The 25,875-nt window shown below is 38.6% G+C and carries 23 protein-coding genes and 3 tRNA genes; 10 read left to right on the forward strand and 16 right to left on the reverse strand.

Annotated features, from left to right (window positions below; all coding sequences use genetic code 11):
- Nucleotides 1-56 precede the first annotated feature (56 nt).
- A complete protein-coding gene (locus BMX11_RS03960) occupies nt 57-389 on the reverse strand; it encodes a hypothetical protein (RefSeq protein ID WP_090881686.1) in 333 nt (110 codons plus the stop codon).
- A gap of 130 nt (nt 390-519) precedes the next feature.
- Here BMX11_RS03960 and BMX11_RS03965 point away from each other — a divergent pair.
- Nucleotides 520-592, forward strand: a tRNA-Lys gene (locus BMX11_RS03965).
- 366 nt (nt 593-958) lie between these two features.
- Here BMX11_RS03965 and BMX11_RS03970 read toward each other — a convergent pair.
- The 3 genes from BMX11_RS03970 to BMX11_RS03980 form a co-directional block, all read right to left on the reverse strand.
- Entirely contained in the window at nt 959-1,447 is a 489-nt protein-coding gene (locus tag BMX11_RS03970) for a GNAT family N-acetyltransferase (protein ID WP_090881688.1), read from the reverse strand.
- A gap of 43 nt (nt 1,448-1,490) precedes the next feature.
- Nucleotides 1,491-2,171, reverse strand: a complete 681-nt coding sequence (locus BMX11_RS03975; protein ID WP_090881690.1) for a hypothetical protein — start codon at nt 2,169-2,171, stop codon at nt 1,491-1,493.
- 295 nt (nt 2,172-2,466) lie between these two features.
- Nucleotides 2,467-3,036, reverse strand: coding sequence for a dihydrofolate reductase family protein (locus BMX11_RS03980; RefSeq protein WP_090881692.1), 570 nt, complete (start codon nt 3,034-3,036; stop codon nt 2,467-2,469).
- A 725-nt stretch (nt 3,037-3,761) separates the two neighbouring features.
- Between BMX11_RS03980 and map the strand changes: the two genes are divergently transcribed.
- Both map and BMX11_RS03990 read left to right on the forward strand, forming a co-directional pair.
- A complete protein-coding gene (gene map, locus BMX11_RS03985) occupies nt 3,762-4,523 on the forward strand; it encodes a type I methionyl aminopeptidase (protein WP_090881694.1) in 762 nt (253 codons plus the stop codon).
- Between the two features lie 129 nt (nt 4,524-4,652).
- Nucleotides 4,653-4,835: a KOW motif-containing protein gene (locus BMX11_RS03990; protein WP_090881696.1), complete on the forward strand. Its 183-nt coding sequence runs from the start codon at nt 4,653-4,655 to the stop codon at nt 4,833-4,835.
- A 372-nt stretch (nt 4,836-5,207) separates the two neighbouring features.
- Here BMX11_RS03990 and BMX11_RS03995 read toward each other — a convergent pair whose 3' ends face one another.
- From BMX11_RS03995 to BMX11_RS04010, 4 genes are all read right to left on the reverse strand, one after another.
- Entirely contained in the window at nt 5,208-5,570 is a 363-nt protein-coding gene (locus BMX11_RS03995; protein WP_090881698.1) for a hypothetical protein, read from the reverse strand.
- Nucleotides 5,571-5,928: 358 nt separating this feature from the next.
- Nucleotides 5,929-8,376, reverse strand: coding sequence for an outer membrane beta-barrel family protein (locus tag BMX11_RS04000; protein ID WP_139180124.1), 2,448 nt, complete (start codon nt 8,374-8,376; stop codon nt 5,929-5,931).
- A 73-nt stretch (nt 8,377-8,449) separates the two neighbouring features.
- Nucleotides 8,450-10,069: a PspC domain-containing protein gene (locus tag BMX11_RS04005; protein ID WP_090881702.1), complete on the reverse strand. Its 1,620-nt coding sequence runs from the start codon at nt 10,067-10,069 to the stop codon at nt 8,450-8,452.
- Between the two features lie 18 nt (nt 10,070-10,087).
- A complete protein-coding gene (locus BMX11_RS04010; protein ID WP_090881704.1) occupies nt 10,088-10,423 on the reverse strand; it encodes a PadR family transcriptional regulator in 336 nt (111 codons plus the stop codon).
- Nucleotides 10,424-10,891: 468 nt separating this feature from the next.
- On the opposite strand from BMX11_RS04010, the gene BMX11_RS04015 reads away from it, so the two are divergent.
- The 4 genes from BMX11_RS04015 to BMX11_RS04025 all read left to right on the forward strand — a co-directional run bounded on the left by BMX11_RS04015 (nt 10,892) and on the right by BMX11_RS04025 (nt 14,745).
- Complete coding sequence (locus BMX11_RS04015) at nt 10,892-12,331, forward strand: amino acid permease (protein ID WP_090881706.1); 1,440 nt, start codon at nt 10,892-10,894, stop codon at nt 12,329-12,331.
- Between the two features lie 208 nt (nt 12,332-12,539).
- Nucleotides 12,540-12,704 (forward strand): hypothetical protein, encoded by a 165-nt coding sequence (locus tag BMX11_RS24215; protein WP_175474461.1) that lies wholly within the window; start codon nt 12,540-12,542, stop codon nt 12,702-12,704.
- Between the two features lie 133 nt (nt 12,705-12,837).
- On the forward strand, nt 12,838-13,734 hold the full coding sequence (locus tag BMX11_RS04020; protein ID WP_090881708.1) for a LysR family transcriptional regulator: 897 nt from the start codon (nt 12,838-12,840) through the stop codon (nt 13,732-13,734).
- Between the two features lie 66 nt (nt 13,735-13,800).
- Nucleotides 13,801-14,745 carry a YeiH family protein gene (locus tag BMX11_RS04025; RefSeq protein ID WP_090881710.1) on the forward strand — a complete coding sequence of 315 codons (945 nt, stop codon included), beginning with the start codon at nt 13,801-13,803 and terminating at the stop codon, nt 14,743-14,745.
- A gap of 7 nt (nt 14,746-14,752) precedes the next feature.
- Here the strand turns inward: BMX11_RS04025 and BMX11_RS04030 are convergent, their stop codons facing one another.
- The 3 genes from BMX11_RS04030 to BMX11_RS04040 form a co-directional block, all read right to left on the reverse strand.
- Nucleotides 14,753-15,649, reverse strand: a complete 897-nt coding sequence (locus BMX11_RS04030) for an NAD(P)/FAD-dependent oxidoreductase (RefSeq protein WP_090881712.1) — start codon at nt 15,647-15,649, stop codon at nt 14,753-14,755.
- A 69-nt stretch (nt 15,650-15,718) separates the two neighbouring features.
- Entirely contained in the window at nt 15,719-16,345 is a 627-nt protein-coding gene (locus BMX11_RS04035) for a class I SAM-dependent methyltransferase (protein WP_090881714.1), read from the reverse strand.
- Nucleotides 16,346-16,355: 10 nt separating this feature from the next.
- Entirely contained in the window at nt 16,356-17,267 is a 912-nt protein-coding gene (locus BMX11_RS04040; protein ID WP_090881716.1) for a UbiA prenyltransferase family protein, read from the reverse strand.
- A gap of 146 nt (nt 17,268-17,413) precedes the next feature.
- On the opposite strand from BMX11_RS04040, the gene BMX11_RS04045 reads away from it, so the two are divergent.
- Nucleotides 17,414-18,055: a DNA alkylation repair protein gene (locus tag BMX11_RS04045; protein ID WP_090881717.1), complete on the forward strand. Its 642-nt coding sequence runs from the start codon at nt 17,414-17,416 to the stop codon at nt 18,053-18,055.
- On the opposite strand, the gene BMX11_RS24790 is transcribed toward BMX11_RS04045, so the two are convergent.
- From BMX11_RS24790 to recO, 4 genes are all read right to left on the reverse strand, one after another.
- The gene (locus tag BMX11_RS24790) at nt 18,007-18,288 is read right to left on the reverse strand and encodes a GIY-YIG nuclease family protein (protein WP_090881719.1); all 282 of its coding nucleotides are present in this window, start codon (nt 18,286-18,288) and stop codon (nt 18,007-18,009) included. The genes BMX11_RS04045 and BMX11_RS24790 overlap by 49 nt on opposite strands.
- A gap of 42 nt (nt 18,289-18,330) precedes the next feature.
- Nucleotides 18,331-18,405 (reverse strand) — tRNA-Val (locus BMX11_RS04055).
- A gap of 38 nt (nt 18,406-18,443) precedes the next feature.
- Nucleotides 18,444-18,518 (reverse strand) — tRNA-Val (locus BMX11_RS04060).
- A 106-nt stretch (nt 18,519-18,624) separates the two neighbouring features.
- Nucleotides 18,625-19,350 (reverse strand): DNA repair protein RecO, encoded by a 726-nt coding sequence (gene recO / locus BMX11_RS04065; RefSeq protein WP_090881721.1) that lies wholly within the window; start codon nt 19,348-19,350, stop codon nt 18,625-18,627.
- A gap of 122 nt (nt 19,351-19,472) precedes the next feature.
- On the opposite strand from recO, the gene BMX11_RS04070 reads away from it, so the two are divergent.
- Nucleotides 19,473-21,824 (forward strand): efflux RND transporter permease subunit, encoded by a 2,352-nt coding sequence (locus tag BMX11_RS04070; RefSeq protein ID WP_245738572.1) that lies wholly within the window; start codon nt 19,473-19,475, stop codon nt 21,822-21,824.
- A 95-nt stretch (nt 21,825-21,919) separates the two neighbouring features.
- Here the strand turns inward: BMX11_RS04070 and BMX11_RS04075 are convergent, their stop codons facing one another.
- Entirely contained in the window at nt 21,920-22,192 is a 273-nt protein-coding gene (locus BMX11_RS04075; RefSeq protein WP_175474462.1) for an isoleucyl-tRNA synthetase, read from the reverse strand.
- A 269-nt stretch (nt 22,193-22,461) separates the two neighbouring features.
- Between BMX11_RS04075 and ileS the strand changes: the two genes are divergently transcribed.
- Nucleotides 22,462-25,863, forward strand: a complete 3,402-nt coding sequence (gene ileS, locus BMX11_RS04080; RefSeq protein ID WP_090881723.1) for an isoleucine--tRNA ligase — start codon at nt 22,462-22,464, stop codon at nt 25,861-25,863.
- Nucleotides 25,864-25,875 lie beyond the last annotated feature (12 nt).

Genomic DNA, 25,875 nt, shown 5'->3' on the forward strand with positions numbered 1-25,875 from the left:
ATTACCAATTAAAATTAATAGTTTTTTCTAATAGCCTCGCTGCGCTCGGTCTAGAATTATACTTTTAACTGGTCTGAATTTTGGGAAGTGCACACTTGTTCTAGATACTCATTTGCTGTTATAAAAGATTTTTCAACAGGAATTCTAACATTTGTGCTAATGGGTGTGGCTGGGTAGTAATCGTTCTCTAATGCTTTTGTGAATTCATACTCCAACCTTTTTAGTAGGTTATTCCTTTCTTTTAAAGTCTGAGCTGTATTTGGCTTTAAATCGATATTTATAGAGTCTCCATTGTATTCTCTAATCCTTTTCCCTAAATAATAAAAGGTAATGTAGCTTCTCGATTTTAAGTCTTTTGTTGTTACAATTCTTGGCGATGTATTCTTCATTTTTGGCGCACTTCTGGCGCACTATACCAAATAAATAATTACTCATCACTTTCAAGTACTTCAGCATCTGCATTAATACCTCCATAAACACTTAATAATCAACCCACAAATCCTTATATTTACTTTACCCGACTCCGTAGCTCAGTTGGTAGAGCAACAGACTCTTAATCTGTGGGTCCTGAGTTCGAACCTCAGCGGGGTCACTTGTTGGTTCATTGGGCATTAGTTCATTGGGAATTAGGCAGGGGGCAGAAACCTACCCTAATTTAAACCCATCAAATTCGTATCATCTTTGCCGTAGGAACAACGATGTGACGCAAGGTAACAAATCTGCAAACCTCATACCGGAAGAAGCATTAAACAGGCTTTAATTATGGACTTAACAGGCAAGTAGCCTAAAATGAAAAGGCAAGTAAAGTTGGACTTGGGTTGGAGTTGAGTTGGACCTGAGTTAGGGCAACGGAAGCATAACAAGCCTAAATTTAGGACGGGTTATACAAATATACAAAAAATGGCATAAACAGGAGGGTATTCTATGGATGTTCATAAACCTGATAACAGCGCAAATTTTAATCCGCTGCTGTATAAATCATCTTATGAATATTAAACCGTTTACCGTTATGAACCATCTCCTTACAGCGCTCTGGTAAAAACTTAAAGCCAACTGACTCATAGCACCTTATTGCTGCGTAATTCTTTTCCCATGTAAAAAGTTCTACCCTTTTTGTACGGTAAAGCTTTATGGATTCGGTTAACAACATTTTAATAAAACTACGGCCTAAACCTTGTCCCCGCAAGGCCGAATTTCCCACCAAAATTCTGGCTAACCTTGGGCAGCCATTCTCTTGAGGGATGATTTCTCCGAAAGCAAATGGAACTCCATCAGCAGTATAACCAATGTAAAACCGACGATCAGGATGAAGCAGCTGGTAGTCTTCAATCTGTTTTTCAGTTATTGGATATGAAAAATCAGTTCCAGAAAATTGAAGCAACAGATCTGCATCGGTTACCCATGATTCGAGTATGTGGAAATAAGCACTTGTATAAGCCTGTAACATGTTGGTCTATATTTTAAGCAGTCAAGCCACTTATGTATTTACACTATTTTTCGTGAAAATACTTTAGCAGCCACATGGCAAAACCCATAATGGTAGCATTTGCAGTCCACCAGAACTTCCACCAGCTCTCTTTTTTAGCTGGAGTTTGCTGTTGCTTAAATTGTTCGAGTTCATTTTTCATCTCATCGCTATAAGCAAGTTGTTTTACGATATAGGTTTGCTTACTTTTTCCGTTTAAATCAATCCCCAGTTTATCAGCCAACAGCAAAATATCGTCAGAGAAAATATTTTCGTTAATGTTTAAGTCCTTTTCTTCTTCCAGTGGACTGTATTCATTATCTGTAACCTCCCCATCAGTAACAAAGAACTGTCTTTTTATAGTGCCGTTATAAAGGGTAAAACCAAATGAATTTGAGGTGGTCTGAATAATAAATGTGGCAATATCGGTATCCAGTATTTTTGAAATTTGAAGCAAGGCTATCTCATCCACTGTGTCAACCATTTCAGGATCATTAATTACTGTCCAGCCGTTGTTTGTCCACATTCCCTTGATGGCAATTTCCTTATTTGCAAATTCATAGTAATGATCATACAAATAATCGTTAAAGGTTTGCCAGTCGTTAAACTGGATATCTTGTCTGGTGTCTTCGTATTTAAAAACCTTGAAGATTTCGTCTGCTTTGTCTAAAAAGTTCCCCTTAATGGCTATAAAGCTATTTGTCATGTGGTAGTGATAATGAGTGTTAATTCCTAAATATAGGAAACTAATTTAAATGGTTCAGTATTAACAGCCAGGTACCGTCTGAAAATTATTTAACCCTATCAACCACATAAAAAAATAAGGCCATGGTAAAACACACGGTAAATATTGCTGATGTACCTGATATGGTTAAAAAGCAATAGCATGATTAACCAGCATTAGGTTCAATATTGAATGTATTTTACCAGTTGTTGCAATCGGTTAACCAATCATAAATCATTTTAAAAGCCGGGGTTATCTACGATGAACAGGCTATGCGTTAACGCGAGAATGCATAGTTTAAACATACCACTCCAGAACTAAAAACATGTGTATTCAGGAGCTTTAATAAATTTTTATCGCGAATATTTTTGAAAACAGGAATTCCTGCTCCCAATAAAACAGGATTTACAAAAAGCCAGCATTCATCTATTAAGTTCTCCTTTAAAAGTGAATGTGCTGCCTTTGGGCTACCGAATAAAAGAATTTCTCCTGTTGTTTCTGCTTTTAACTTATCCAGAGAATTAATATCGTCTCCAGCAACTACGGTTGTATTGCTCAGCTTGGCTTCGTCCAGCGTATTTGATAGCACTACTTTATGTGCTACTTTATACCAGGCAGCGTGCTCTTTGTCGTGCTTGCTTGCCCCAGGCTTATCTGCTGCTGTAGGCCAGTAACTTTCCATCATTTCAAAAGTTACCCGTCCGTACAAAGCAACATTGGTTTTGGCAATCCGCTCTGCACCAAAATCAAAAATTTCCTGATCTACGTGAATCCAGTCCATTTGCCCATCAATACCAGCAGCAAAACCATCTAGCGATACATGCATAAACAATACGATCTTTCCCATGTTATTTTTCTGTTTTTAGGTTCTTTAGATTAATGTAGACGTTTTTTTCTTTATCCTGCAAATATCAAAGATATAATTTTAGTGAAAGAGGGTAAAACAGACAAGATATAAGGGCAATTAAGACAAACAGTTCTTTTGCAGTTATGACCCCTAAGCCAGGTATATGCATGAGCTATTATTTGGAGAAAATTTGTTAACCCCTTCTGTACTGTTTGTTAACCCTTTGTTCGGAAAAAGGTTAGATCTTTCCAAACTCAATCCTTACCTAAACCTCCCCCAACATTGAGAATCTCTTAAATGAAGAAAAACCACCCCGCCTACGCGCAGCCTTACACACCCCCTCCTTGAAAAGTAGGGGAGCGAGATTTACGATGCCTTGATCCCCTGGTTCGTGGTGCAGGGAGCAGTTCTATAACCACCCCGCCTACGCGCAGCCTCACACACCCCCTCCTTGAAAAGTAGGGGAGCTGGATTTACGAAACCTTGCAATACTTAACTTAGCGTACTTTGCGCCTTCCCTTGGCGTACTTTGCGGTTAAATGGGTTGTGGGTTGAATCGCCTACCCTATCTTTTTCTCTGTGAAAATCTCGGTGCGCTTCGTGGTTAAATTAGCCAGTGGTTAAAAACCTGGTTACACTTTCTCCAACTCCCCATCCTGACTTCATCCTTACAAAAGCCTACTGATTTTATTTTATCTTTGTACAAAAGCATAAAGGAGGACAAAATGTCTATATCAACAGAATCAGAATTGATTGGAATGCAACAAGCCAGTGAGGCCGTTGCGCATACCTTAAAAGAAATGACTAAATATGCTAAGGTAGGCATGACAACCAAAGAACTGGATGAATATGGGGGACGTATACTGGAACAATTAGGCGCTAAATCTGCACCTTATGTAACTTATAAATTCCCCGGATACACCTGCATTAGCGTAAACAACGTTATCTGTCATGGTATTCCTAACGATCTGGTTTTAGCAGAAGGCGATTTGATTAACATTGATGTATCTGCAGAACTGAATGGATTTTTCTCTGATAATGGCAATTCCTTTGTTTTGGGGGAGGATATTCACCAGCACCAAAAACTAGTAGATGCTTCTAAAGAAATTTTACATAAGGCCATCCACAGCATTAAAGGTGGAGTAAAAATTGCCGACATTGGTCACCTGATCGAAACTGAAGCTAAAAAACGTGGTTACTCGGTTATTAAAAACCTGGGTGGGCATGGCATTGGCCGCGGATTGCATGAGGCACCAGACGAATTACTTAACTACAAAAACAGATTTGACCAACGCCGGTTTAAAAAGAACTCGGTAGTGGCTATCGAAACTTTTATTGCTACCCATTCTACTTATGCCGATACCCTTAGCGATGGCTGGACCATGGTTGGAAACAAAGGTGGTTTTATGGCGCAACACGAACATACCATTATGGTTACCGATGGCGAACCGATGATTTTAACTGCAAGCAACGAAATATTTGAATAATTTTTTGAAGTGTGAGTTTTGAATGAGTGAATGTCTAGCGATCTTTATCATTCCCTCATTCATTAATTCTATAATTCATTCCTTCATCCACTCATTCAATAATTCAATAATTCATTAATTCCCTCCCCCATGGAAAACAACATCAGCCTAAAAGATGGCGACAAATGCAAGGTCATCGGTGGAACACATACTGGAAAATCGGGAACTGTAACCGACATCAACACCAGCAAAACCGGCCACATTACCATTACTGTTGTTCAGGAAAATGGTGTTAGGTTTAAAACATTAGGGAAAAATGTAGCGGTGGTTTAAGCGTATTACTAATAAACTAAACCACCTTAGTCACCTAAGAGCAGAAGAAAACAGCTTGATTGGAATACGATTACCACAAGAAGTTGATGTGATAAATATTATTAAATCACAGACCAAACAATCCTGTCCGCCGAGTTCCGCAGGAGTTCTACGGATTTGTTTAATGGAGGAGAGTCTTGGACTCGGTTTAATTGATGTTGAGTTATGAAAACTCAACGGTATGTTGTAATCCATAGAGGCGCTGCACTTAACTCTACGGACAGGGTGGAATACGATTACGCAAGAAGTTACTGTAATAAATATTATTAAATCACAGACCAAACATGGCGATCGCAATACTCCAAACTCCCAACTTAAAACTCCAAACTAGCCTCATTTCTCCTTAATCTCCTTTCCAATCCCCTCTGTTAGCCTTTTCACCTTGTAGTAGCCGGCCAACGAACTATTTTTCTTATCGAAGGTAATGGTTAACCAGCCCTTTTTGGCCTGGAGATTAAATTTCTCTGCAGAACCAATATTTACAAATAGATCGATATTTTCATCTAAAGGCAAATCGTTATGGAGCACACTGTCTAAATATTTCTCCAGCTTAGCGGTTTTCTTTTCGGGATACATTGCTTCAAAACGAAATGTATTACGGGTATTAATGGTATTTAGCGAAATATGATCTCCGCCCCTGTGGCAACCATAACTCATTATAGTCATCAGGATTAAAATGTAAATTAAGTTTTTCATATTTTTTAATTTTAAAGTCGTTCAAGGAGCAAAGACTAATTGTTGAACTGTTTAATTGTTTAATTGTACCAAAAGAACAAAGGGCAACGATTGGATACGGGCAATACGTAGGAAGATACTAGTGTCAAGTAGCAAGATACGAGTATCAAGATACTAGTAGCTAGTAACAAGACTGGATGCTAAACCTGGCAATTTGCTTAGGCATGATGTCTAAATACTAACGACTAAATACTAACTACCAAAGACTAACGACTGAAAACTAACGACTATAAATAATTACTCAGCATACTAGGTGCCCCAAGAATTTATCTACCTGAAAAACAGACCTTTGAATCTCGACTAAAGACTACAGACTCCGCTACGACCCTGCCCTATTTTTCAAATCATCTCCTGCAGTATTTCTAGATCTGGCCGATTTTACATTTTGGTTCCCAAAGCCATAGCTAATGCTGAAATTGGCCCTTCTGCTGGTATATCGGTTAGCCACGGTCATATTCAAGTTTTGATACACCAGCTTACCTTCCCAACGGTTGGTTAAAAAGATATCGTCCATACTTAATTTGAACTTGAGTTTTTTATCCATCATCGTTTTTTGGATTCCGGTATTTACCGCACATTGGGTTATGGTAGTTTGTTCTACCCCGTTTACCCTCGGACTATTTAACCAAAAGCTAACTTCCACGCTAAAGTTTTTAGGGAGGGTAATGGAATTTGAAGTGTAAATATTAAAGGCTACCTTACTGGCCTGGTAGGCGGCTCCCTCTAAATTGCCATCTTCAAACTTGCTGTAAAACACACTTCCGTTGTTCTGGATATTCCACCATTTGGCAATTTTTACCGGGATAGCAATACCAACCCAATAATTTTGTGCGCGCCCTAAATTTTGACGGATAACACTTATAATTCTGGTTACATCATCTTGCTGACTAATTTGGGTAATCATATCACGGGTATCGGAATAGCTGATAGAGAGAGAGGCTTGTTTGTAGCTATAATTGATTTCGTAGTTATCGGTAAATTGGGGTTTTAGATAAGGATTTCCCTGATCAAGCGCCAATGGATCCATGTAAAACACAAAGGGATTGAGCTGTTGATAGTTGGGCCGATCTACCCTGCGGCTGTAGGAATAGCGAATATTATGGTCTTTGTTAATTTTCTGGTTTAAGAAAACTGTTGGAAAAAGGGAGAGATAATTACGGTCTACTTCTTTATTGTCTGTAATCGAATTGCCGTTAGAATGCGTATGTTCTGCCCTTAGCCCAACCTGAATCTGCCATTTTTCCCATTCTTTGGCCAGGTTTACGTAAGCAGCATTAATGTTTTCCTTATACACAAAGTTGTTAGATTTGCCTATATCATTTTGCCACACACCAGCTATAAACTGCTCGGAAATAAAATTGTTATGGGTAATTACGTAGCTGCTTTTTAGCCCCGTTTCAATCTTCATTTTTTTATTCAGCGGAAGCGTGAGATCTGTTTTTGCTGCATACACATCAATCTGTGCATCGGTATTATTGCGCAGGGCAGTATTATTGGTGGCAGAGCCTGAACCATTAAGATAATTGGCTAAAAAGTTTTCGTCCTTTTTGTTGCTAAAGCCCGAGTAATCGGCATCGAAGGTGATGTTTTTACCTTTTTTATCAAAATCATGTTTGATGTTGAAATTGGCTGTTAAGTTACCTACCGGAGAAGTGGATAAAGCATCTTGCAGGATGGCGCTGGAACTGGCATTACCATTACGCAGCTCATTGATATTAGTTCTACTAACATTGGTTAGCCTGGTATTTATGGTATTGGCATCCAGCATTACCCCAAATACGGTTTTCTCAGATGCATAATAGTCGGCACCCAATTTCCCTTGAAAACCATTGCCCCGGTTTAAGCGATTAAAATTTTGGTTTAAGCTACTGGCCAATCCAGAAGAAGCAGTGGTCCTGTCTACTACAATGTTGTTAAAGTTGGCTTTATTCATGAAAGCGCCATTGCCAAATATATTCCATTTTCCCTGGCGGTGATTTAAACTGATATTTACAGCCGTCCGATTGATATCTCCTGGTGTGTTGGGCATAAAGGCCTGGCCAAACTGAAAAGTAGCCACCCCATTGGTACCGAAAGCCTTATTGCGTTTCAGTTTAATGTTAATGATTCCGGCATTTCCAGCTGCATCGTACTTAGAAGAGGGGTTGGTGATGAGCTCAATCGTGGCAATCTGATCACTACTCATATTGCTTAGCAAGGTAGTTACATCCGCACCCGAAAGGAAATTGGTTTTACCATCAATCATAACTAAAACACCAGATTTGTTGTTCAGCTTAATCTGATCGCTTTGCCTGTCGATTTGCACACCCGGCGCTTTTTCTAAAACTTCTAAAGCTGTTCCGCCAGTTGCCGTGATGCTATTTTCTACGTTGAGCACCGTTTTATCAATCTGGTGCTCAATAAAAGGCTTTTTAGCCTGAACACTCACTTCATTGAGTTGCTTTACAATACTTTCAATGGCTATGTCAGCAAGTTTTTGATCTCCTGTTACCGAGAGCTTAGCTACTTGCCTGGTTTTAAATCCTACCATAGAAACCGATAAGCTGTAATCGCCCGGCTTTAGCTGATCGAGGATAAACTCACCATCGATGTTGGTTGCTGTTTTCTTTACAGTAACCGTATCCTGAATATTTCTTAAGCTCACCACAGCAAAAGCTACAGGCTGAGTTTTTTCATCTACAATTTTTCCGGATATTTTGCTCAATTTTTGGGCAAAAAGAGTCCCCCACGCCAGCAGGCATGCCATTAACACCAATAACTTTTTCATGTTTTCTTCGGTTAGCGTGCTTCGTTCTCCGAGCGGCAAAGTACGCTCAGAGGACTACAACAGCAATAGTTTTTTACTGATCTTCGTTTTTTGCTTCCGGGTGATCCAATTCATACTTACATTTTAATCCATCCTCAGTCATGATCCATATACTGTAATCATTTTTACTTCCCTCTTTATCATTACAGCTCCAGCCATAGTAATTACTGATATAGCGATAAGCCTCTTGCTTTAAAATTAACCGGGTACCTACCGGCACTTTTAAGCTTACCCATGCCTCCTGATTTCTCCAGATACTTCCTTTTCTCAATTGAAACCGCGGACTAAACAAGAGCAAAGAATCTTTCACTACATAATTGTAGCTGATATTCTGTGCATTTTGCAGGGCCAATTGGTACGTTTTACCCTGCGACTCGTAGGTTTGCTTAATACTGGTGGCATTGGTCTCGCTTTTTTCGATATTAATGCGGGCAAAATTTGGCGTACGGAAAGGATGCTCATCAAAATCATCTATTACAATCTGATTTTTGAAATCCTTATCTATATGGTACATTAAACTATCTTCACGGCTAAAAAACTTACTTTTATCTATATCGATGATATAAGTTTTAGCGAGCTTTAAGTCTGTGGTTTGCGATAGCTCTGCATGTTCTTTAAACTCCGAGCTGATTTTAGCCACCTGATATCCGGTGATGGCTACGCCAATTAGCCAGATAATTAGCAAGGCGAAAGAAAGGATTTTATTAATCGCCTGTTTGTTAAAAGCCACACGGATGGAAAAAAGCACCAGTGCGAGTACCGGAACAAACAACACAATAAAAGAACCCAGAAGTAAAATCCCCCTGTGGCTATCATCCACAATAGATAGCGGAAAGTAATCTTGGGTACTTCCATCCCAGAAGCCAAAAAATGCCGCTACAGAGATGATCAGGGTAAGCAGAAATAAAATCCCGAAGACTACGATGAAGCCTGCAATAATTTTAAAGATGACTTTCCCTGTGCCCGAGATAAACCGACCCAACCACTCGAAAAATTCGCCAATGAAAATACCGAAGCGTCCAAAAATAGTTTGTGTGTGTCTATTTACATCCGATAATCTTTCTTTAACCGCTTGCAGTTCTTCATCCAGGTTTTTCTGAAAACCTTGTAGGTTGGCAGGTTCGCCCTTCATTTCCATTTTCTCGATACGCGATTTCGCCTTTGGCATAATAATCCACAGTAAGGCATATACCAAAACTCCCGAACCGCCTAATAATACCGTAAGCAGCGCAATTAACCTGATCCACTTGGCTTCAATATTAACATAGTGTCCAATTCCGGCGCATACCCCTGCAATTACACGCTCATCCATATCGCGGTATAATTTCTTATCAGCCGATTGGAAGTGGAATGGTTGGTTAATTACCGGCTCTTCTTCGCCTTCTTCCAGGGTTTCAAAATCCTGTACCCTACCCATTTGGCTTATTACGGCATTTACATTTGCAGCGTCTACCACTTGCTTTTTCTGCTCTTCCAGTTGTTCGGTTAAAAGCTCAGCAATCCTGTTTTCAATATCTGTAACGATTTCCAGATCGTCGGCGTTGTTGGCAAAATGTTGTTTTACCTCCATAAGGTACGCCTTTAAGAGTTCGTAGGCACTTTCCTCAATGTGAATGATGGTGTTGCCTATATTTATGATGATGGTCTTTTCCATTTCTTTTCTAATAATTGTTTAGGATTCGGCTCCTTTTTGTGAAACTCCCACAGCATAAGCCAGCTCTTGCCAGGTTTGGTCTAATTGAGATAAGATGCCCTTACCATCCTCGGTTAAGGCATAATATTTACGGGGAGGGCCCGAGGTAGATTCTACCCAGTTATAGCTTAGTAAACCATTGTTTTTAAGCCGCGTTAATAATGGATATAATGTACCTTCCACCACCAATAGCTTTGCCGCCCTTAATTCGGCAATAATATCTGAGGCATATATCTCGCCCCGAGAGATGATGGATAAAACACAGTACTCCAGAATTCCCTTCCGCATTTGGGTTTGCGTATTTTCTGCTATCATAATACAAAGATATATGTTAAATAATGTACTATGCAATACATAGTACTATAATTATTTCACTTAAACACACAAACACTTGATTATCAGATTAATAATTTTACATCAAAATTTTGAATTATAAGTATTTTTTCGTTTAGCACATGTCTTTCTCAATTTTTTAGGAGTTTTAAAAATAAAAAACAGCCTAAATTGTTCGTTAAAATAACCTGTTATTGTGAAGGTGTTTCTTTAAGGTTTGAGCGAGACGCTACAACTAGCAAAAAGGAAAAAGGCTTAGTTCATTGTCCGAAGAATTGTCGAAAAAACAAATACCTAAAACCTGACAGCTATAAATCTATACAAATACTATAGAATTAATATATTTTAATACTTTTGCAGTCTACTTTATTTCCATGAAACCCTTATGTGCCTCAACAAGATCTGTTGCCACATCCGGCTGCTTTCATTTACAATAGAAACTTAATATTAATGAAAAAGACAATTGCGAGCATTGTTGCCGAAGCCAATGCAGGTGGCGAAGGTGCACTAAAAAGAACCTTAGGCCCCATAAATCTTATTTTAATTGGCGTTGGTCTTACTCTCGGTGCAGGATTATTTTCGATAACCGGTTTGGCAGCAGCCAATCATGCAGGCCCTGCGGTTACCTTGTCTTTTGTAATTGCAGCCTTGGGTTGTGGCTTTGCTGCACTTTGCTACGCCGAATTCGCCTCTATGATTCCCGTTGCAGGAAGTGCGTACACCTATTCGTATGCAACAATGGGCGAGCTATTTGCCTGGATCATTGGTTGGGATTTAGTACTCGAATACTCTGTTGGTTGCGCTACGGTAGCCATTAGCTGGTCGCAATATTTAACCAAATTTTTAAGCAGTATGAATATCTACCTTCCTGCCCAGCTTACCCTCTCCCCCTTCGAAACGGCTAAACTTGCCGATGGCAGTACGGTAAACGGGATTATGAATATTCCGGCAGCTTTGGTAGTAGTGCTCATGACCGCTATCTTAATTCGCGGCACTAAAGGTTCAGCAATTGTAAATGGCATTATTGTATTCTTAAAAGTTGGTGTAGTATTGGTTTTTATCGCCCTGGGCTGGAAATACATAGATCCAGCTAACTATCATCCCTATATCCCTGAAAATACAGGAACATTTGGTCATTTTGGCTGGAGCGGTGTTTTACGTGGAGCAGGACTGGTTTTCTTTGTATTTATCGGGTTTGATGCCGTAGCTGCCTCTGCGCAGGAAACCAAAAACCCGGCAAGAGATTTACCTATCGGAATTATCGGCTCATTATTGGTATGTACGGTGCTTTTTGGGCTCTTTGGGCACGTAATGACTGGCTTAGCCAATTATAAAGAATTTGCCAATAGCGGCGCACCAGTAGCCATTGCGATACAAAAAACGCCCTATGGCTGGATGAGCCAGGCGATTATTTTAGCCATTTTGATTGGTTATACTTCGGTAATCCTGATTGATCTGATGGCACAATCGAGAATGTTCTACTCCATCAGTAAAGACGGACTCTTGCCTAAAATCTTTTCAGAAGTGCACCCTAAATTTAAAACACCCTGGAAATCTAATGTGATGCTTTGTATTTTCATTGCACTATTTGCCGCTTTTGTTCCTATTAATGTGGTAGGCGAAATGACCAGTATTGGTACGCTCTTAGCTTTTCTAATGGTTTGCGTGGGTATATTAATTTTAAGAAAAACAAATCCAGATGCAAAGCGCCCCTTCAAGGTTCCTTTAGTTCCACTCATCCCGATTTTAGGTATTTTAACCTGCGTGGCCATGATGGTTTTTCTTCCCTGGGAAACCTGGTTAAGGTTAGCCGTATGGTTAATTATAGGCCTGGCTATTTATTATGCTTATGGGAAAAAGAACAGCAAACTGCGCAAAGAAGATCTTTAAAAACAGTACACTTAGCTTACTGATTAATAAACAGATAGCCTGTTTTCTATACACTAAACTTTTATAAAAAATTAATAAGCTGCTATTGTGTAAAGATGTATAAACGTTTTAGTTCACAAAAAAATGTAAGTTACTAACAATTAAACATTTGCTACTGTTTTTGGCGTAACATTTGTCATCTGAAAAATAACCTGTAAAACATTTTCCCATGATTATTAAACTAGACACCTCGCTATTCAGACTGTTACGAGCTAAAAATCAGAGCACTAGAAAATCAGCTACTCCATTAACCAAAAAACAATGGGTAACTGCCGATCGGATTGTAATGGCCATTATGTTTTTAGCGGCTATTGTTGGATCAATTGTCTTCTGATATTAGCCTTTTAACGCCTATTTGTGGATATGAATGTATCCTATACAGATGGAAGAGGCAAACTACGTTTAAATCTTTCTTATCATAAATACCTTGTAGCGCTTATATTTGAATATTCACCAATATTCATCAGATGTTCGATTTTAGGTTAAGGGTTTTCGATACAGTTGCCAAGCGGTTAAGCTTTACCAAAGCAGCGAACGAACTCAACATTACCCAGCCTGCGGTAACTAAACACATTCAGGAAATTGAACGGCAACTTAACACCGCTTTATTTGATCGCAACGGCACAAAGATAAAGCTTACTGTAGCCGGCGAGACTTTGCTTAAATACACCGAGCAGCTTTTTTCAATTTACCGAGAACTGGAGTTTGAAATCAATTACCTGAACCAGGAGCACAAAGGCTTGCTTCGAATTGGTGCCAGTACCACTATTGCGCAATACCTACTCTCACCTATCTTAGCCAAGTTTCACGAAAAATTTAAGGAAATAAAAATATCCCTTACTATCAATAATACAGAAGTGATAGAACAACTGCTATTAAACAAAGAAATAGATTTGGGTTTAATAGAGGGATATTCTAAAAACAGGCAGTTCCAGTATCACAAGCTAATCAAAGATGAAATTGTGCTTGTAACCAAAGCTAATCACCCCTTGAGCAAAAGAAACGCGTTGAAGATTGAAGAGCTCAAAACACTTCCGCTCATTCTTCGTGAGCCTGGCTCCGGAACACTGGAAACTATTCTCTTCGCCCTGAAAAAAGTTAATCTCAGCCTAAGTGATTTAAAGGTGGAAATGCAACTGGGCAACACAGAAAGCATCAAATCGTACCTGTTACATTCCAGTTCCTTTGCCTTTATGTCGGTTCATGCGGTGCTCCAGGAACTTCGAAATAAAAGTCTTAGTGTAATCGATGTCAAAAACCTGCAGATTGAGCGTTACTTTCAATTTATCCAATTACAGGGTTCACATGCAGCGTTAGCCAACCTATTCTTAAATTTCGCTGTCAGATATAACAAAAAGCTATAACACATTACTTTTTACCATTTAATCTGGAATGATAAAACCGGCACTTTTGGGCTATAATAATTTATTATGGCACTCATTAAAAAACAACTGGAGGTAACTTTATCTATTCCTAAAATTGCTTTTATTGCAATGGCCGTTTTATGTCTGTTTCCTTTTATATCAGCTCCAATAGCGCTTATTTTAGGCTTTTCCATTACACTGTTCTTTGGTCATCCATTTGAAAGCGAAACAACTAAACTCACACCAATTTTGCTTCAGCTTTCGGTAGTAGGTATGGGCTTTGGGATGAACCTAAACAGTGCCATTGAGGTTGGCAAAACAGGTATTTTACTGACTATATGCACCCTAACAACGGTACTTTTACTAGGCTTTGTTTTAACAAAACTTTTCAAGGTTGATCATAAAGTTGGTTTCCTGATCTCGGTAGGCACAGCCATTTGTGGTGGTAGTGCTATAGCAGCTACTTCTCCTCTGGTTAAAGCTAAAACGCAACAAATTTCGGTAAGCCTTGCAGCTGTTTTCGTATTAAATGCTATTGCGCTACTGATATTTCCAGCCATTGGAAAACTATTGCATTTAACTCAGGAGCAGTTTGGTTTGTGGTGCGCTGTGGCTATCCAAGATACCAGCTCTGTGGTAGGTGCTTCAAGCAAATATGGAACAAAAGCCTTGGAAATTGCAACCACCGTTAAGCTCGCCAGGGCATTGTGGATTATTCCGGTATCTCTCTTTTCTATCCGACGGTTTAAAACCAAAGAGACCAGACTCAAAATCCCCTATTTCATTGCTTTCTTCTTGCTGGCCATGATTTTAAACACCTATCTTCCAATTCCCCCGGTAATCAATCAGACCATCTTAACACTATCAAAATCTAGTCTGATAATCACTTTATTTTTAATCGGAGCAGGATTGTCACTTCCGGCCATCAAAAGCATTGGCTTTAAGCCTTTCATATTGGCTGTTATACTCTGGATTTTTATCTCCTGCTCCGCTTTATTATTTATTTGCTGATGAGAAATTAAAAATCTTCACTGATCATTTCTCTATTCATCATTACAGCCGCTACAGTACCTGCCGCAGTTACCGTAGATAAGCCTCTTAAAGCTGAAGCACAATCTCCTGCTGCATAAACTCCTGAAACGGTAGTTTGATATTGTTCGTTTACCTTGATGATACCCGTTTCTGTTAATTCACACCCTAAATCCTGGTAAACATTTGCATGCTGAACCAAAGTGGGCCTTGCATAAAGCGCTTTGACCGGCAATTTTGGCAAGGATTTGAAAACAATGTGGCTTAACTGTCCATCTTCCTCTTCAATTTCAACTACTTCATCTTCCAGGATGGAAATAGAATTGACCCGTAACTTTTGGGTTTGCTCTTCGGTTAAGGTAGATTTACCATTGGTAAGTAAGGTCAGGTCCTTATTCCAGTGGTGGAGCATTTTAGCCATTTCAAAGGCCATTTCACCATTCATCATCAAAGCAATACGTTCTCCCCTAACCTCATAGCCATGGCAATAAGGGCAATGAATTACTGAAATACCCCAGCATTTAGCGAAGTTTTTGATATCAGGCATCACATCTTTTAAACCTGCGGCCAATAATATTCTTCTTGCGGTAAACTCTCCACCTTCTGTAGTTTTCACTTGAAACAAGTCTCCGTTTTTTTGAGCGGCAATCACTTCCCCATCTACAAAACTAACCGTAGCATATTTCAGTACTTCCGCCTTTGCTACTTCAGCAATCTCATGCGGCTTCTTACCATCGTGTGTTAAAAAATTATGTGAATAGGGTGTTTGCGCATTGCAGGGCTTGCGATTGTCGATTATTAAAACCTTTCTTAAAGCACGCCCAAGAGCTAAGCCAGCAGACAGGCCGGCATAGCTGCCTCCTATAATGATTACTTCGAAATCCATATCTATTTATTTTAGATACAAAAATCTTAATTTTAATCACTAATGCAATATAGTTGCATTATATGAATGTCATTTTTGATAAACTACTGCTTTAATAAAACCACCGTAATAGTATTTTTCTTCCTGTATACGGTATGATTTTCGGGTAAAGAAAGGGCTCATGTCTACTAAAACCTTGGCTTCAACCATGCGAATAAGCTGAAAAAAGGCGTACATCGTTTTTAAAAGCAAATGCTTCCACCAAAGGCCACGCTTGCCAGAAACATTGAAATCGACCATAAACCATAGCCCTTTTTCAGCTAGTGAACGATCCAATTTATCAAAAACAAATGCCGCTCTTTCTTCCACAAAATTATCAAACAGGAAAGGTGTTAAGATCACATCAAAGCTTTGGTTAATTTTAAAATCCTCAATGCCTGAATGATAAAACAGCACTTCATTTCTACCCCAGTATCTGTTTTTTGCCAGATTGATCATCTTATCGGAAATTTCAACGTAAGTGATCCTGATCCCGGCAGGACATACCCTGGCAATTTCTTCCAGAATCCAGCCTGTTCCACCACCTACAATTAATAGATCTGCATGCCCAGGAAGATATTTTAATTGATCAATTTGTGCATTTACCTGCGATTTGAAAAACACCAATCTACTGAGTTTATCATAGTGAGGAGCAATTCTATCGTAGTTATTAAGCATGTAAATGAGTTTATTTTACAAATTGCATCCCGATTATACCGCAAATGGCTTTAAACAGGATCAGTCCGTCTATAACCATGAGGTAATATAGAATGTTTTTTCGTTTGTGCATAGAATAGGCCACGTAAATGGTCAGTATGAAAGGCAATACATTGCAAAATACCTGAGGGAAGCCAAAGCCCTTGAAATAGGCAAATACGCCCAGCGAAAGAAGTCCTATTACCAGTAAAGGAATCAATACATTAAAGATGGTTCTACGCAGCCCATAACGTACCACAAAGGTTCTTAAATGTCTGTTGGCATCTGATGGGTAATCTTTAATATCAAAAATAATGGCGTTTACGGTACAAAACATCCAATTCTTGATGAAAAGCCAGGTCCAGAATACGGAATCATGGTATCCCACCCCAGTTTCGATTTTAAGCATAATTAGCGGAAGCACATTCACGCAACAAGCCCATACAAAACCTATGACAAAAGCCTTCAACCAACCGGTATTTCTCAGGTTAAACCGAAGAAAGGACTTGGGAAGCAGACCGTAGTATAAGGCACCTGCAGCAACAATTACCGCAATAGCTGCCCAATAAGCCAAGGGGAGCTTTAAAAAATTAGTAAAATTATGGTACAGCAAATTAATCGCCAATACCATGCAGAGTGAAAATAGTACAATCTGGCTTACATTAATAAATTTCTTATGCTTATAATACCATTGATTTCGTGGATTGGTACTTGATGGCTTTACCGAAACCTTGTTATAAGCATAAGTATAGTATACCGTAGGTGCTAAAAATAAAAGTAGATAGTAGTTAATGGAATTATATGGCAACCTCAATTGCTGGGTAGCTTCAATGGTTAAAGCAACGGCCAAAATTCCTACAAAGTAGTTGCCGAAGAAGATAAACCGTATAATTTTGCTCCCCATTATGATTAAAATTGCTGGCACAATTTCGATATAATTTTGAATAAGTAGGGGAAAATATTGATATAATGCCCTAAATGACCACGATAAAATACTGTTGTAAATTACGCTGATTTTTTAGTTATTTCAATTCATAAAATGAAACCATTATGATACTTACTCCAAAAGCAGAAAATATTTTAAGTCAGATAAACACCAAAACTAAGCTAGGCGACTTAAGGAAGATTGCTAAGGATATTAAAAAAGATCACGATTTGGCATTAGGGCTATGGTCTGCTAAGAGCCTTTTCCCAAGGTTATTGGCCATCTTAATTATGGACAACAAACGTATTTCGCAGGAAGTTGTTAATGTGCTTGATAAAGATATGCAGACGCATCCATTTGATGAGCGAAACCAACTGATGGACTGGTTTATGGCTAATCAACTGGTTAAAGACAAGAAAACAATTGCGTTAATTGAATCATGGGAAGATAGCCTTTCTGTTCTTCAAAGACGCGTATTCTGGTATTATCAGGCACGTTTAAGGTGGACAGGACAAAAGCCCCCAGGCAATTCGCCAGAATTAATTAATAAAATTGAGGCCAGGATTGCCAAGGAAGAGCCAGAAGTTCAATGGGCAATGAATTTCACCGCAGGCTGGATTGGGGTTTATGAAAAACAATATCGAAATACATGTATCAGCATTGGAGAGCGGACCGGCCTTTACAAAGGCGAAATGGTATCAAAAGGGTGTACGCCCAATTATTTGCCCGCGTTTATTACCATTGAAAGTAACAAGCGAAATTTATAATCCAGCAATTCGATCATTTTCTTGCTTTTCCACTTTTTAATCTGTTTCTCACGGGTTGCTGCAGATTGCTTGTCTGGAAAAGTTTCTGTATACACGATTTTCCAGTCTTTAGCTTTTGCTGTAAACCCATCGTGAGCGCTAAGGTGTTTGCTAAACCTTTCGTCAAGATTGTGGGTGTAACCGATATAATATTTGTTTAGGGATGCACTGAACATAATGTAGAGGTAGTGCATTGGCTTGAAATAAAAAAAGCTAGACGATGTGTCTAGCTTTTGTGGAGGATACTGGGTTCGAACCAGTGACCCCCTGCTTGTAAGGCAGGTGCTCTGAACCAGCTGAGCTAATCCTCCGAGGGTTTTATTTGTGTTTTACTGTAAAGTAAAAATAGTGGAGGATACTGGGTTCGAACCAGTGACCCCCTGCTTGTAAGGCAGGTGCTCTGAACCAGCTGAGCTAATCCTCCAATAATTTTTTTGTCTTTCATCGCGAAAAACGCTTACCCTCCGTTTCCGTTTGGGAATGCAAATATAGCGCTATAAAATTGTTCTGCAAGATTTTTTTTATTTTTTTTAAGCTAATAATGTTTCTAAAATTTTATGCGACTGTACTTCTCCGAAAGAGGCCGTGTGTAACGCGTAGAAAACCAATATTTTATCTAGCAAGAACCTTCGCTGAGTATTACTTAATTTAATTTCAAAAATTTTTTCCAAAGGGGTATTAAAAAGAGAAATAAAGGCAATTGCATCTTCTAATTGAAGATAATGTAGGTGAATTGGCGTACGGGATGTAAACTTTCCTTCTTGTAAATCGAAGTAAATTTGGTCCGATCTTCTATTCTCATTCGGAGAAAACCCCAAAAACCTGCTTAGCTTAAGTAGAAATGAAAGATGGAAATTAGGGTCAATAACATTATTCTCGTCAAACCAGGCGATGGCATTGAAGATAAAATCAAAAAGACTATCATCGGCAGATTGCTGTCTGATGCTTTTATAAAGCACTTCATTTAAAAAAATAACGATGCTGCTTTTAATCACATCATATGGAATACTTTTAAAAACAGGAGAAGGTCGAAGTTCAGAGATGCGCTGAATGCTGGTGTTCGATTTGTGATAAACCACCATATCCAACAGATGTAGCGATTGCAACATGTTCATTTTGATTTTTGCCTTAGGCTTCTTCACCCCATTAACCAGGTAAGATTGCATGCCAAATTTATCGGTAAATACCTGAACAACTACGCTACTTTCGCTATAATTTGTAGTTTTTAAAACAATCCCTCTAACCTTATGCAGCATGAGTATCAAACAATTTTTTCAAAAGTATGTTATTTGTGCAAATTAAAATGTGCAAAAAGTAATCATCATACTCAAATTAGATTAGTTTTGCCCTCAAAATTATTATTAAAACTAAGTGGCACATGTGGGTAAAGCTATCAAGATTTATTCTTCAGAATCGAATTGCAATCATCGTATTTTTCTTATTGGGTACCGTTTTTATGGCTTATCAGGCCAAGAATGTTAAGCTCTCTTATTCAGGAAGTAAAATTTTACCCGTAACCGATAGTGCATTTATCAAGTATAATGCCTTCAAGAAACAGTTTGGAGAGGATGGGAGTATCATGGTTATTGGCATTCAATCGCCTGATATTTTTAAAAAAGAAACATATAATCAGTGGGTTCAGCTCTCTACAGAAATCCAGAAACTGAAAGGAATTAAACAAGTACTTTCTACAGGAAGGATTTTTCAGCTCAATAAAGACACCGTTAACCAGAAATTTATACTGAAGCCTATTCCAGGCGGGGCAGTTGCTTCTGATGCACAGATGGATTCTATTAGAAACACCTTATTTAACACGCCTTTTTTCGAAGGATTAGTTTTTAACAAGCAGAATGCCACATTAATGGCCATTACTTTTGATACTAAAATCCTGAATTCGGCAGCTAGAAATCCAATCTTAAAACAGATAGAAGATAAAGCCAAAGCTTTTGAAAAATCGAGCAAGATTAAAGTTCATATTTCCGGTCTGCCTTACATTCGTACGGCGGTAAGTAAATTGGTTAGTAATGAGTTTGTGCTCTTTTTAGGCTTATCTATTTTAGTTTCGGCTTTAATTTTATTGTTTTTCTTCCGGAAATTTTATGCCGTGTTTTTCCCGATTTTAGTGGTAATCATGGGCGTAATCTGGAGCATTGGCACGCTTGTATTATTCGGTTTTGAATTAACTATTTTGACGGGATTGATTCCACCGCTTATTGTAATTATTGGTATTCCAAATAGCATTCTATTACTTAACAAATATCAAAATGAATTAAGAAAAGACGGAGATAAACAACGCGCTTTGAGTGTAACTATTGAGCGCATTGCCGTTACCACATTGATTGCAAATATCACGGCTGCCATAGGCTTTGCGGTACTGTACTTTACCGGAAGTGAATTGCTAATGCAATTTGGTAGTGTGGCCTCTATCAATGTAATGATTACCTGGTTGATGTGCTTGTGCCTGGTGCCAATTATTTTTAGCTATTTACCAACGCCCAAAATAAAAGCACAAACACATGTTGAAGAAGGTTTTTTACACAAGCTTTTGGTTAAAACCGATCATTTGGTTCAACAAAAAAGTGGCTTGATTTATATTGGAACCATCGTGATTTCTATCATCGCCGTTATTGGCGTTTTAAAAATCAATGTAAATGGTTACGTAGTAGATGATTTACCCAAAAACTCTGAAATTCTTACCGATTTAAAGTTCTTCGAGAAAAACTTTGAGGGCATTCTTCCATTGGAAGTAAGCGTAGACACCAAGAAGAAAAATGGTGTTTTCAACCTAACAAACTTAAAGCGAATCGAAAAGATGGAAAAGATGATTGCGTCATATCCTGAGTTCTCGAGGCCTATCTCCGTAAATATGGGTCTAAAGTATGCAACTCAAGCCTTTTATAACAACGACACTACATTTTTCCGCTTACCGGATAACTTAGAGAAGAACTTTATCTTAGCCTATATTGCCAATGGAGGAAAAGGAAATGCGAGCTTATTAACCAATTTTATCAGCAAGGATAATCAGAGTACCCGGATTAGTTTTCAAATGGCTGATGTAGGTTCTAAGCGGTTAGATGCAATTATGGCAGAATTAAAACCCCGTATTGATAGCATTTTGCCTCCCGCTAAGTTTAATGTAGAACTTACCGGCTCTAGTATCATTTTCTCTAAGGGAACCGATTACATGTTGAAACATTTGGTTGAAAGCATTGCCTTGGCTATTGTTTTAATTTCATTATTGCGACTGGCACAGTTTAAGAGTATTGGTATTATGTTCATTTCCCTACTACCTAATATTGTTCCGCTAATTATTACGGCCGGAATTATGGGGTATTTTGGAATTTCACTCAAACCTTCCACTATTTTAATTTTTACCATTGCATTCGGTTTGGCTTCAGATCAAACAATCTACTTTTTAACCAGGTATCAGCAAGAACTTAATTTAACAAATTTTGGTATTCCTAAGGTAATTACCGATACCATCACAGAAACAGGCGTGAGTATGACCCACATTGCCTTGATTCTCTTTTTTGGTTTCGGAATCTTTACCGCTTCCACATTCGGAGGTACCGTTGTACTAGGCTTACTATTGTCTATAACGCTATTTGTGGCTTTGATATTTAATCTCACCTTATTGCCTGCACTGGTATTGTGGTTGGATAAGAAGAAGACGAGGAAACTGATTTCTGATGAAGAATCGGCAAGGAATGCCGCCGATTTTGATCATTAATCTAAAAAAAACCTTAAAAAAAGTACTGACCTAGATTCTCAAGCCAGTGCTTTTTTTATCCTATATTCTTTTTATACATTTAACTATTTTCTTGCTTACTTCACCTCACCCTTTTTCTCCTCTTCATCCACCGGCACTTCTACATTCGGATCAGTAATGATTTCTACATTACCATCATCATCCTTTTTAGCGAACAAAATAGGATACAAAAACCAGAGGGCACCAATCATCAACAATACTCCAGCCAGCATTTCCAAATAGATTCCCCATTTAATTTCGTAGGCATCTAATACACGGTAAGCAACAAAAGAAATGATGCCCAAAAGAATGACAAAAACTGCTTTCTGTAATTTTAGGAGCTTGATCATGGATTTCTTTTTTTTAAGGTTACAATATGAATCAAAACAAAAACAAGCCCAATAAGTTCTAACAAACCACACAAATAAAAGCTGTACAACACGAAATTCCGGTTTGAAGGATTGACAACAGCAACAACAGGTAACGCAATTACTGCAATTACCATTAAAAAAAGGCCTATATTAAATAATTTCACAGCAAAGTATTTACATCTAAACTACTAAAATTGGGTTAAAAACGTTAACTTTGCAACCTTAATTTTTTTGAAGGTACTTTATTGATGTATAGGGAATTTAAACAATTAGAACTTGCTAAAATAGGGCAAGAAATACTCGATTTTTGGAAAACAGAAAACATCTTTGAGAAGAGCATTTCTTCACGTCCAAAATCTAATCCGTTTACCTTCTACGAAGGTCCGCCATCGGCTAACGGTATGCCTGGTATTCACCATGTAATGGCCCGTGCTATTAAAGATATTTTCTGCCGTTACAAAACCTTAAAAGGTTACCAGGTTAAACGTAAGGGCGGATGGGATACTCATGGTCTACCTATTGAGTTGGCTGTAGAGAAAAAGTTAGGCATTACCAAAGAAGATATTGGCAAGAAAATTAGCGTTGACGATTACAATGCTGCATGCCGTACCGAAGTGATGAAATATACAGATGTTTGGAACGACCTAACAGAGAAAATGGGTTATTGGGTTGATCTTGAAAATCCATACATCACTTATGAAAACGATTATATTGAGACCCTTTGGTGGATCTTAAAACAACTTTATAATAAAGGTTTCCTTTACAAAGGCTATACCGTTCAACCTTATTCTCCGGCTGCAGGTACGGGTTTAAGCTCACACGAATTAAACCAGCCAGGAACCTATAAAGATGTAAGCGATACGACCATCGTTGCGCAGTTTAAAGCCGTTAATGACACTTTACCGGAAGCTTTAAAAGCATTTGGAACAGTTCATTTCTTAGCCTGGACAACAACTCCATGGACATTGCCAAGCAACACGGCATTAACCGTTGGACCGAAAATCGATTACGTATTGGTTAAAACTTTTAATCAATATACATTCGAGCCGATTCAGGTAGTATTGGCCAAAGCACTGGTAGGAAAACAATTTGCGGGGAAATACTTTTTATCAGAAAACGCCGAAGATTTTAGCAATTACAAGGCTGAAGATAAAAAAATCCCGTATACCATTTTAGGGGAGTTTGTTGGTGCAGATTTAGTGGGCATCAAATACGAACAGTTACTCCCTTATGCCCTTCCTTATCAAAATCCTGAAAATGCTTTTAGAGTAATTTCAGGAGACTTTGTAACTACCGAAGACGGTACTGGTATCGTTCACACCGCCCCAACCTTTGGTGCAGATGATGCGAGAGTAGCTAAATTGGCTACACCTGAAGTACCGCCAATGTTGGTTTTAGATGAGAAAAACAATCCAGTTCCATTGGTTGACCTACAGGGGAAATTTATTGCTTCTTTAGGTGGTAATTATGGCGGCAAGTACGTTAAAAACGAATACTATAAAGAGGGTGAAGCACCAGAAAAATCTGTTGATGTCGAGCTGGCTATTCAATTAAAGGAAGAGAACAAAGCCTTTAAAGTAGAGAAATACGTCCATACTTATCCGCACTGCTGGAGAACAGATAAACCTGTTTTATATTATCCTTTAGACAGTTGGTTTATCAAAACCACTGCTGTTAAGGAGAAAATGGTAGAATTAAATAAAACCATCAACTGGAAGCCTGATGCTACCGGAACCGGTCGTTTTGGAAATTGGTTAGAAAACCTGGTAGACTGGAACCTTTCACGTTCACGCTATTGGGGAACACCACTACCCATCTGGCGTACTGCAGATGGTGCCGAAGAAAAGTGTATAGGCTCAGTTGCAGAACTGAATGCTGAAATCGCCAAGTCGGTTGCTGCGGGCTTTATGCCAGAAGGATTTGAACTTAAAGACATGCACCGTCCTTATGTGGATGATGTGGTCTTAACTTCATCAAAAGGTGAAAAAATGATCCGTGAAACAGATCTGATTGATGTTTGGTTTGATAGTGGTGCTATGCCTTATGCGCAATGGCACTTCCCTTTTGAAAATCAGGAAGCTTTTGAAAATGCTTATCCGGCAGATTTTATTGCAGAGGGCGTTGACCAAACACGTGGCTGGTTCTTTACTTTACATGCAATAGCGGTAATGTTAAGCGAAGCAAGCGATGAGATCAAAGCGGTAAATGAAAAAGTTGGCAATCCTGGCGTAGCTTTTAAAAACGTAGTTTCAAACGGATTGGTTCTGGATAAAAACGGCAACAAAATGTCTAAACGCTTAGGCAATGCAGTTGACCCTTTTAGCACAATCGAAACTTATAGTGCTGATGCGACCCGCTGGTACATGATCAGCAACGCATCACCTTGGGATAACCTTAAATTCAGTATAGAAGGTTTAGATGAAGTTCGCCGTAAGTTCTTCGGAACGCTTTACAATACCTATGCTTTTTTTGCGCTTTATGCCAATATCGATAAATTCGAAATTGACAAAAATAACTTAAGCAAAGTTGCCGATAGAACAGAGCTAGACCGTTGGATTTTATCTTTATTGCAGAACTTAATTAATGAGGTAGACGAAAGCTACAATGCCTACGAGCCTACCAAAGCTGCCAGGGCAATCCAAACTTTTGTTGATGAGCATTTAAGTAACTGGTATATCCGTTTAAGTCGCCGTCGTTTCTGGAAAGGCGAAATGACAGAGGATAAACGTGCTGCGTACGAAACACTTTATACTTGTTTAGAAACGCTTGCACAATTGATGAGCCCTGTTGCGCCTTTCTTTGCCGATTGGTTGTACAAAAACTTAACGGTTACGGATAAACATGCGGAACAATCTGTTCACTTAACCTTATGGAGAGAAGCAGATGCCAGCTTGATTGACAATGCATTAAACGAAAGAATGCTTTATGCTCAGGATATCTCTTCGATGGTTTTATCATTGAGAAAAAAGTCGGGCATCAATGTTCGTCAGCCGTTAGAAAAAATCTTAATCCCTTCGTTGAATGGAGATTTCGAACAAAAAATTGCAAAGGTTGCCGACTATATCCTTTCTGAAACCAATGTGAAGCATATTGAGTTTATAACCGATACGCATGGCATTGTGAAGAAGAAATTAAAGCCTAATTTTAAATCACTTGGTAAAAAAGTAGGTAAGGATATGAGCATTGTGAAAGAAGCCTTAGAAAACGCGACACAAGACGATATTCAACGCTTAGAAGTAGATGGATACATCAATGTTTTTGGAAGTGAAGGGCAGCAACACGCCGTGGATCTAAGTGATGATGTTGAAGTTTTTGCCGAAGATATTCCGGGATGGCAGGTGACCAATTTAGGAAGCTTAACCGTTGCGTTGGATGTAACCATTACCGAAGAGCTTAAACAAGAGGGTATTTCGCGAGAATTAGTGAACAGAATTCAGAATTTACGTAAAGAATTGAATTTTGAAGTGACCGATAGGATAAAAGTTACCTTGCAAAATGATAACTTGGTGGCAGATGCAGTAGCTAAAAACAAAGCTTACATTTGCGCTGAAATATTAGCTGATGAATTTAAATTAACAGATGCTGTAAATAATGCAAACAAAATCGTGATCGATGATGTTGAGTTAAGCATTTTAGTAAATAAAATATAAATCCATAAATTA

It is taken from the genome of Pedobacter rhizosphaerae, assembly GCF_900111155.1.
Classification (GTDB): domain Bacteria; phylum Bacteroidota; class Bacteroidia; order Sphingobacteriales; family Sphingobacteriaceae; genus Pedobacter; species Pedobacter rhizosphaerae.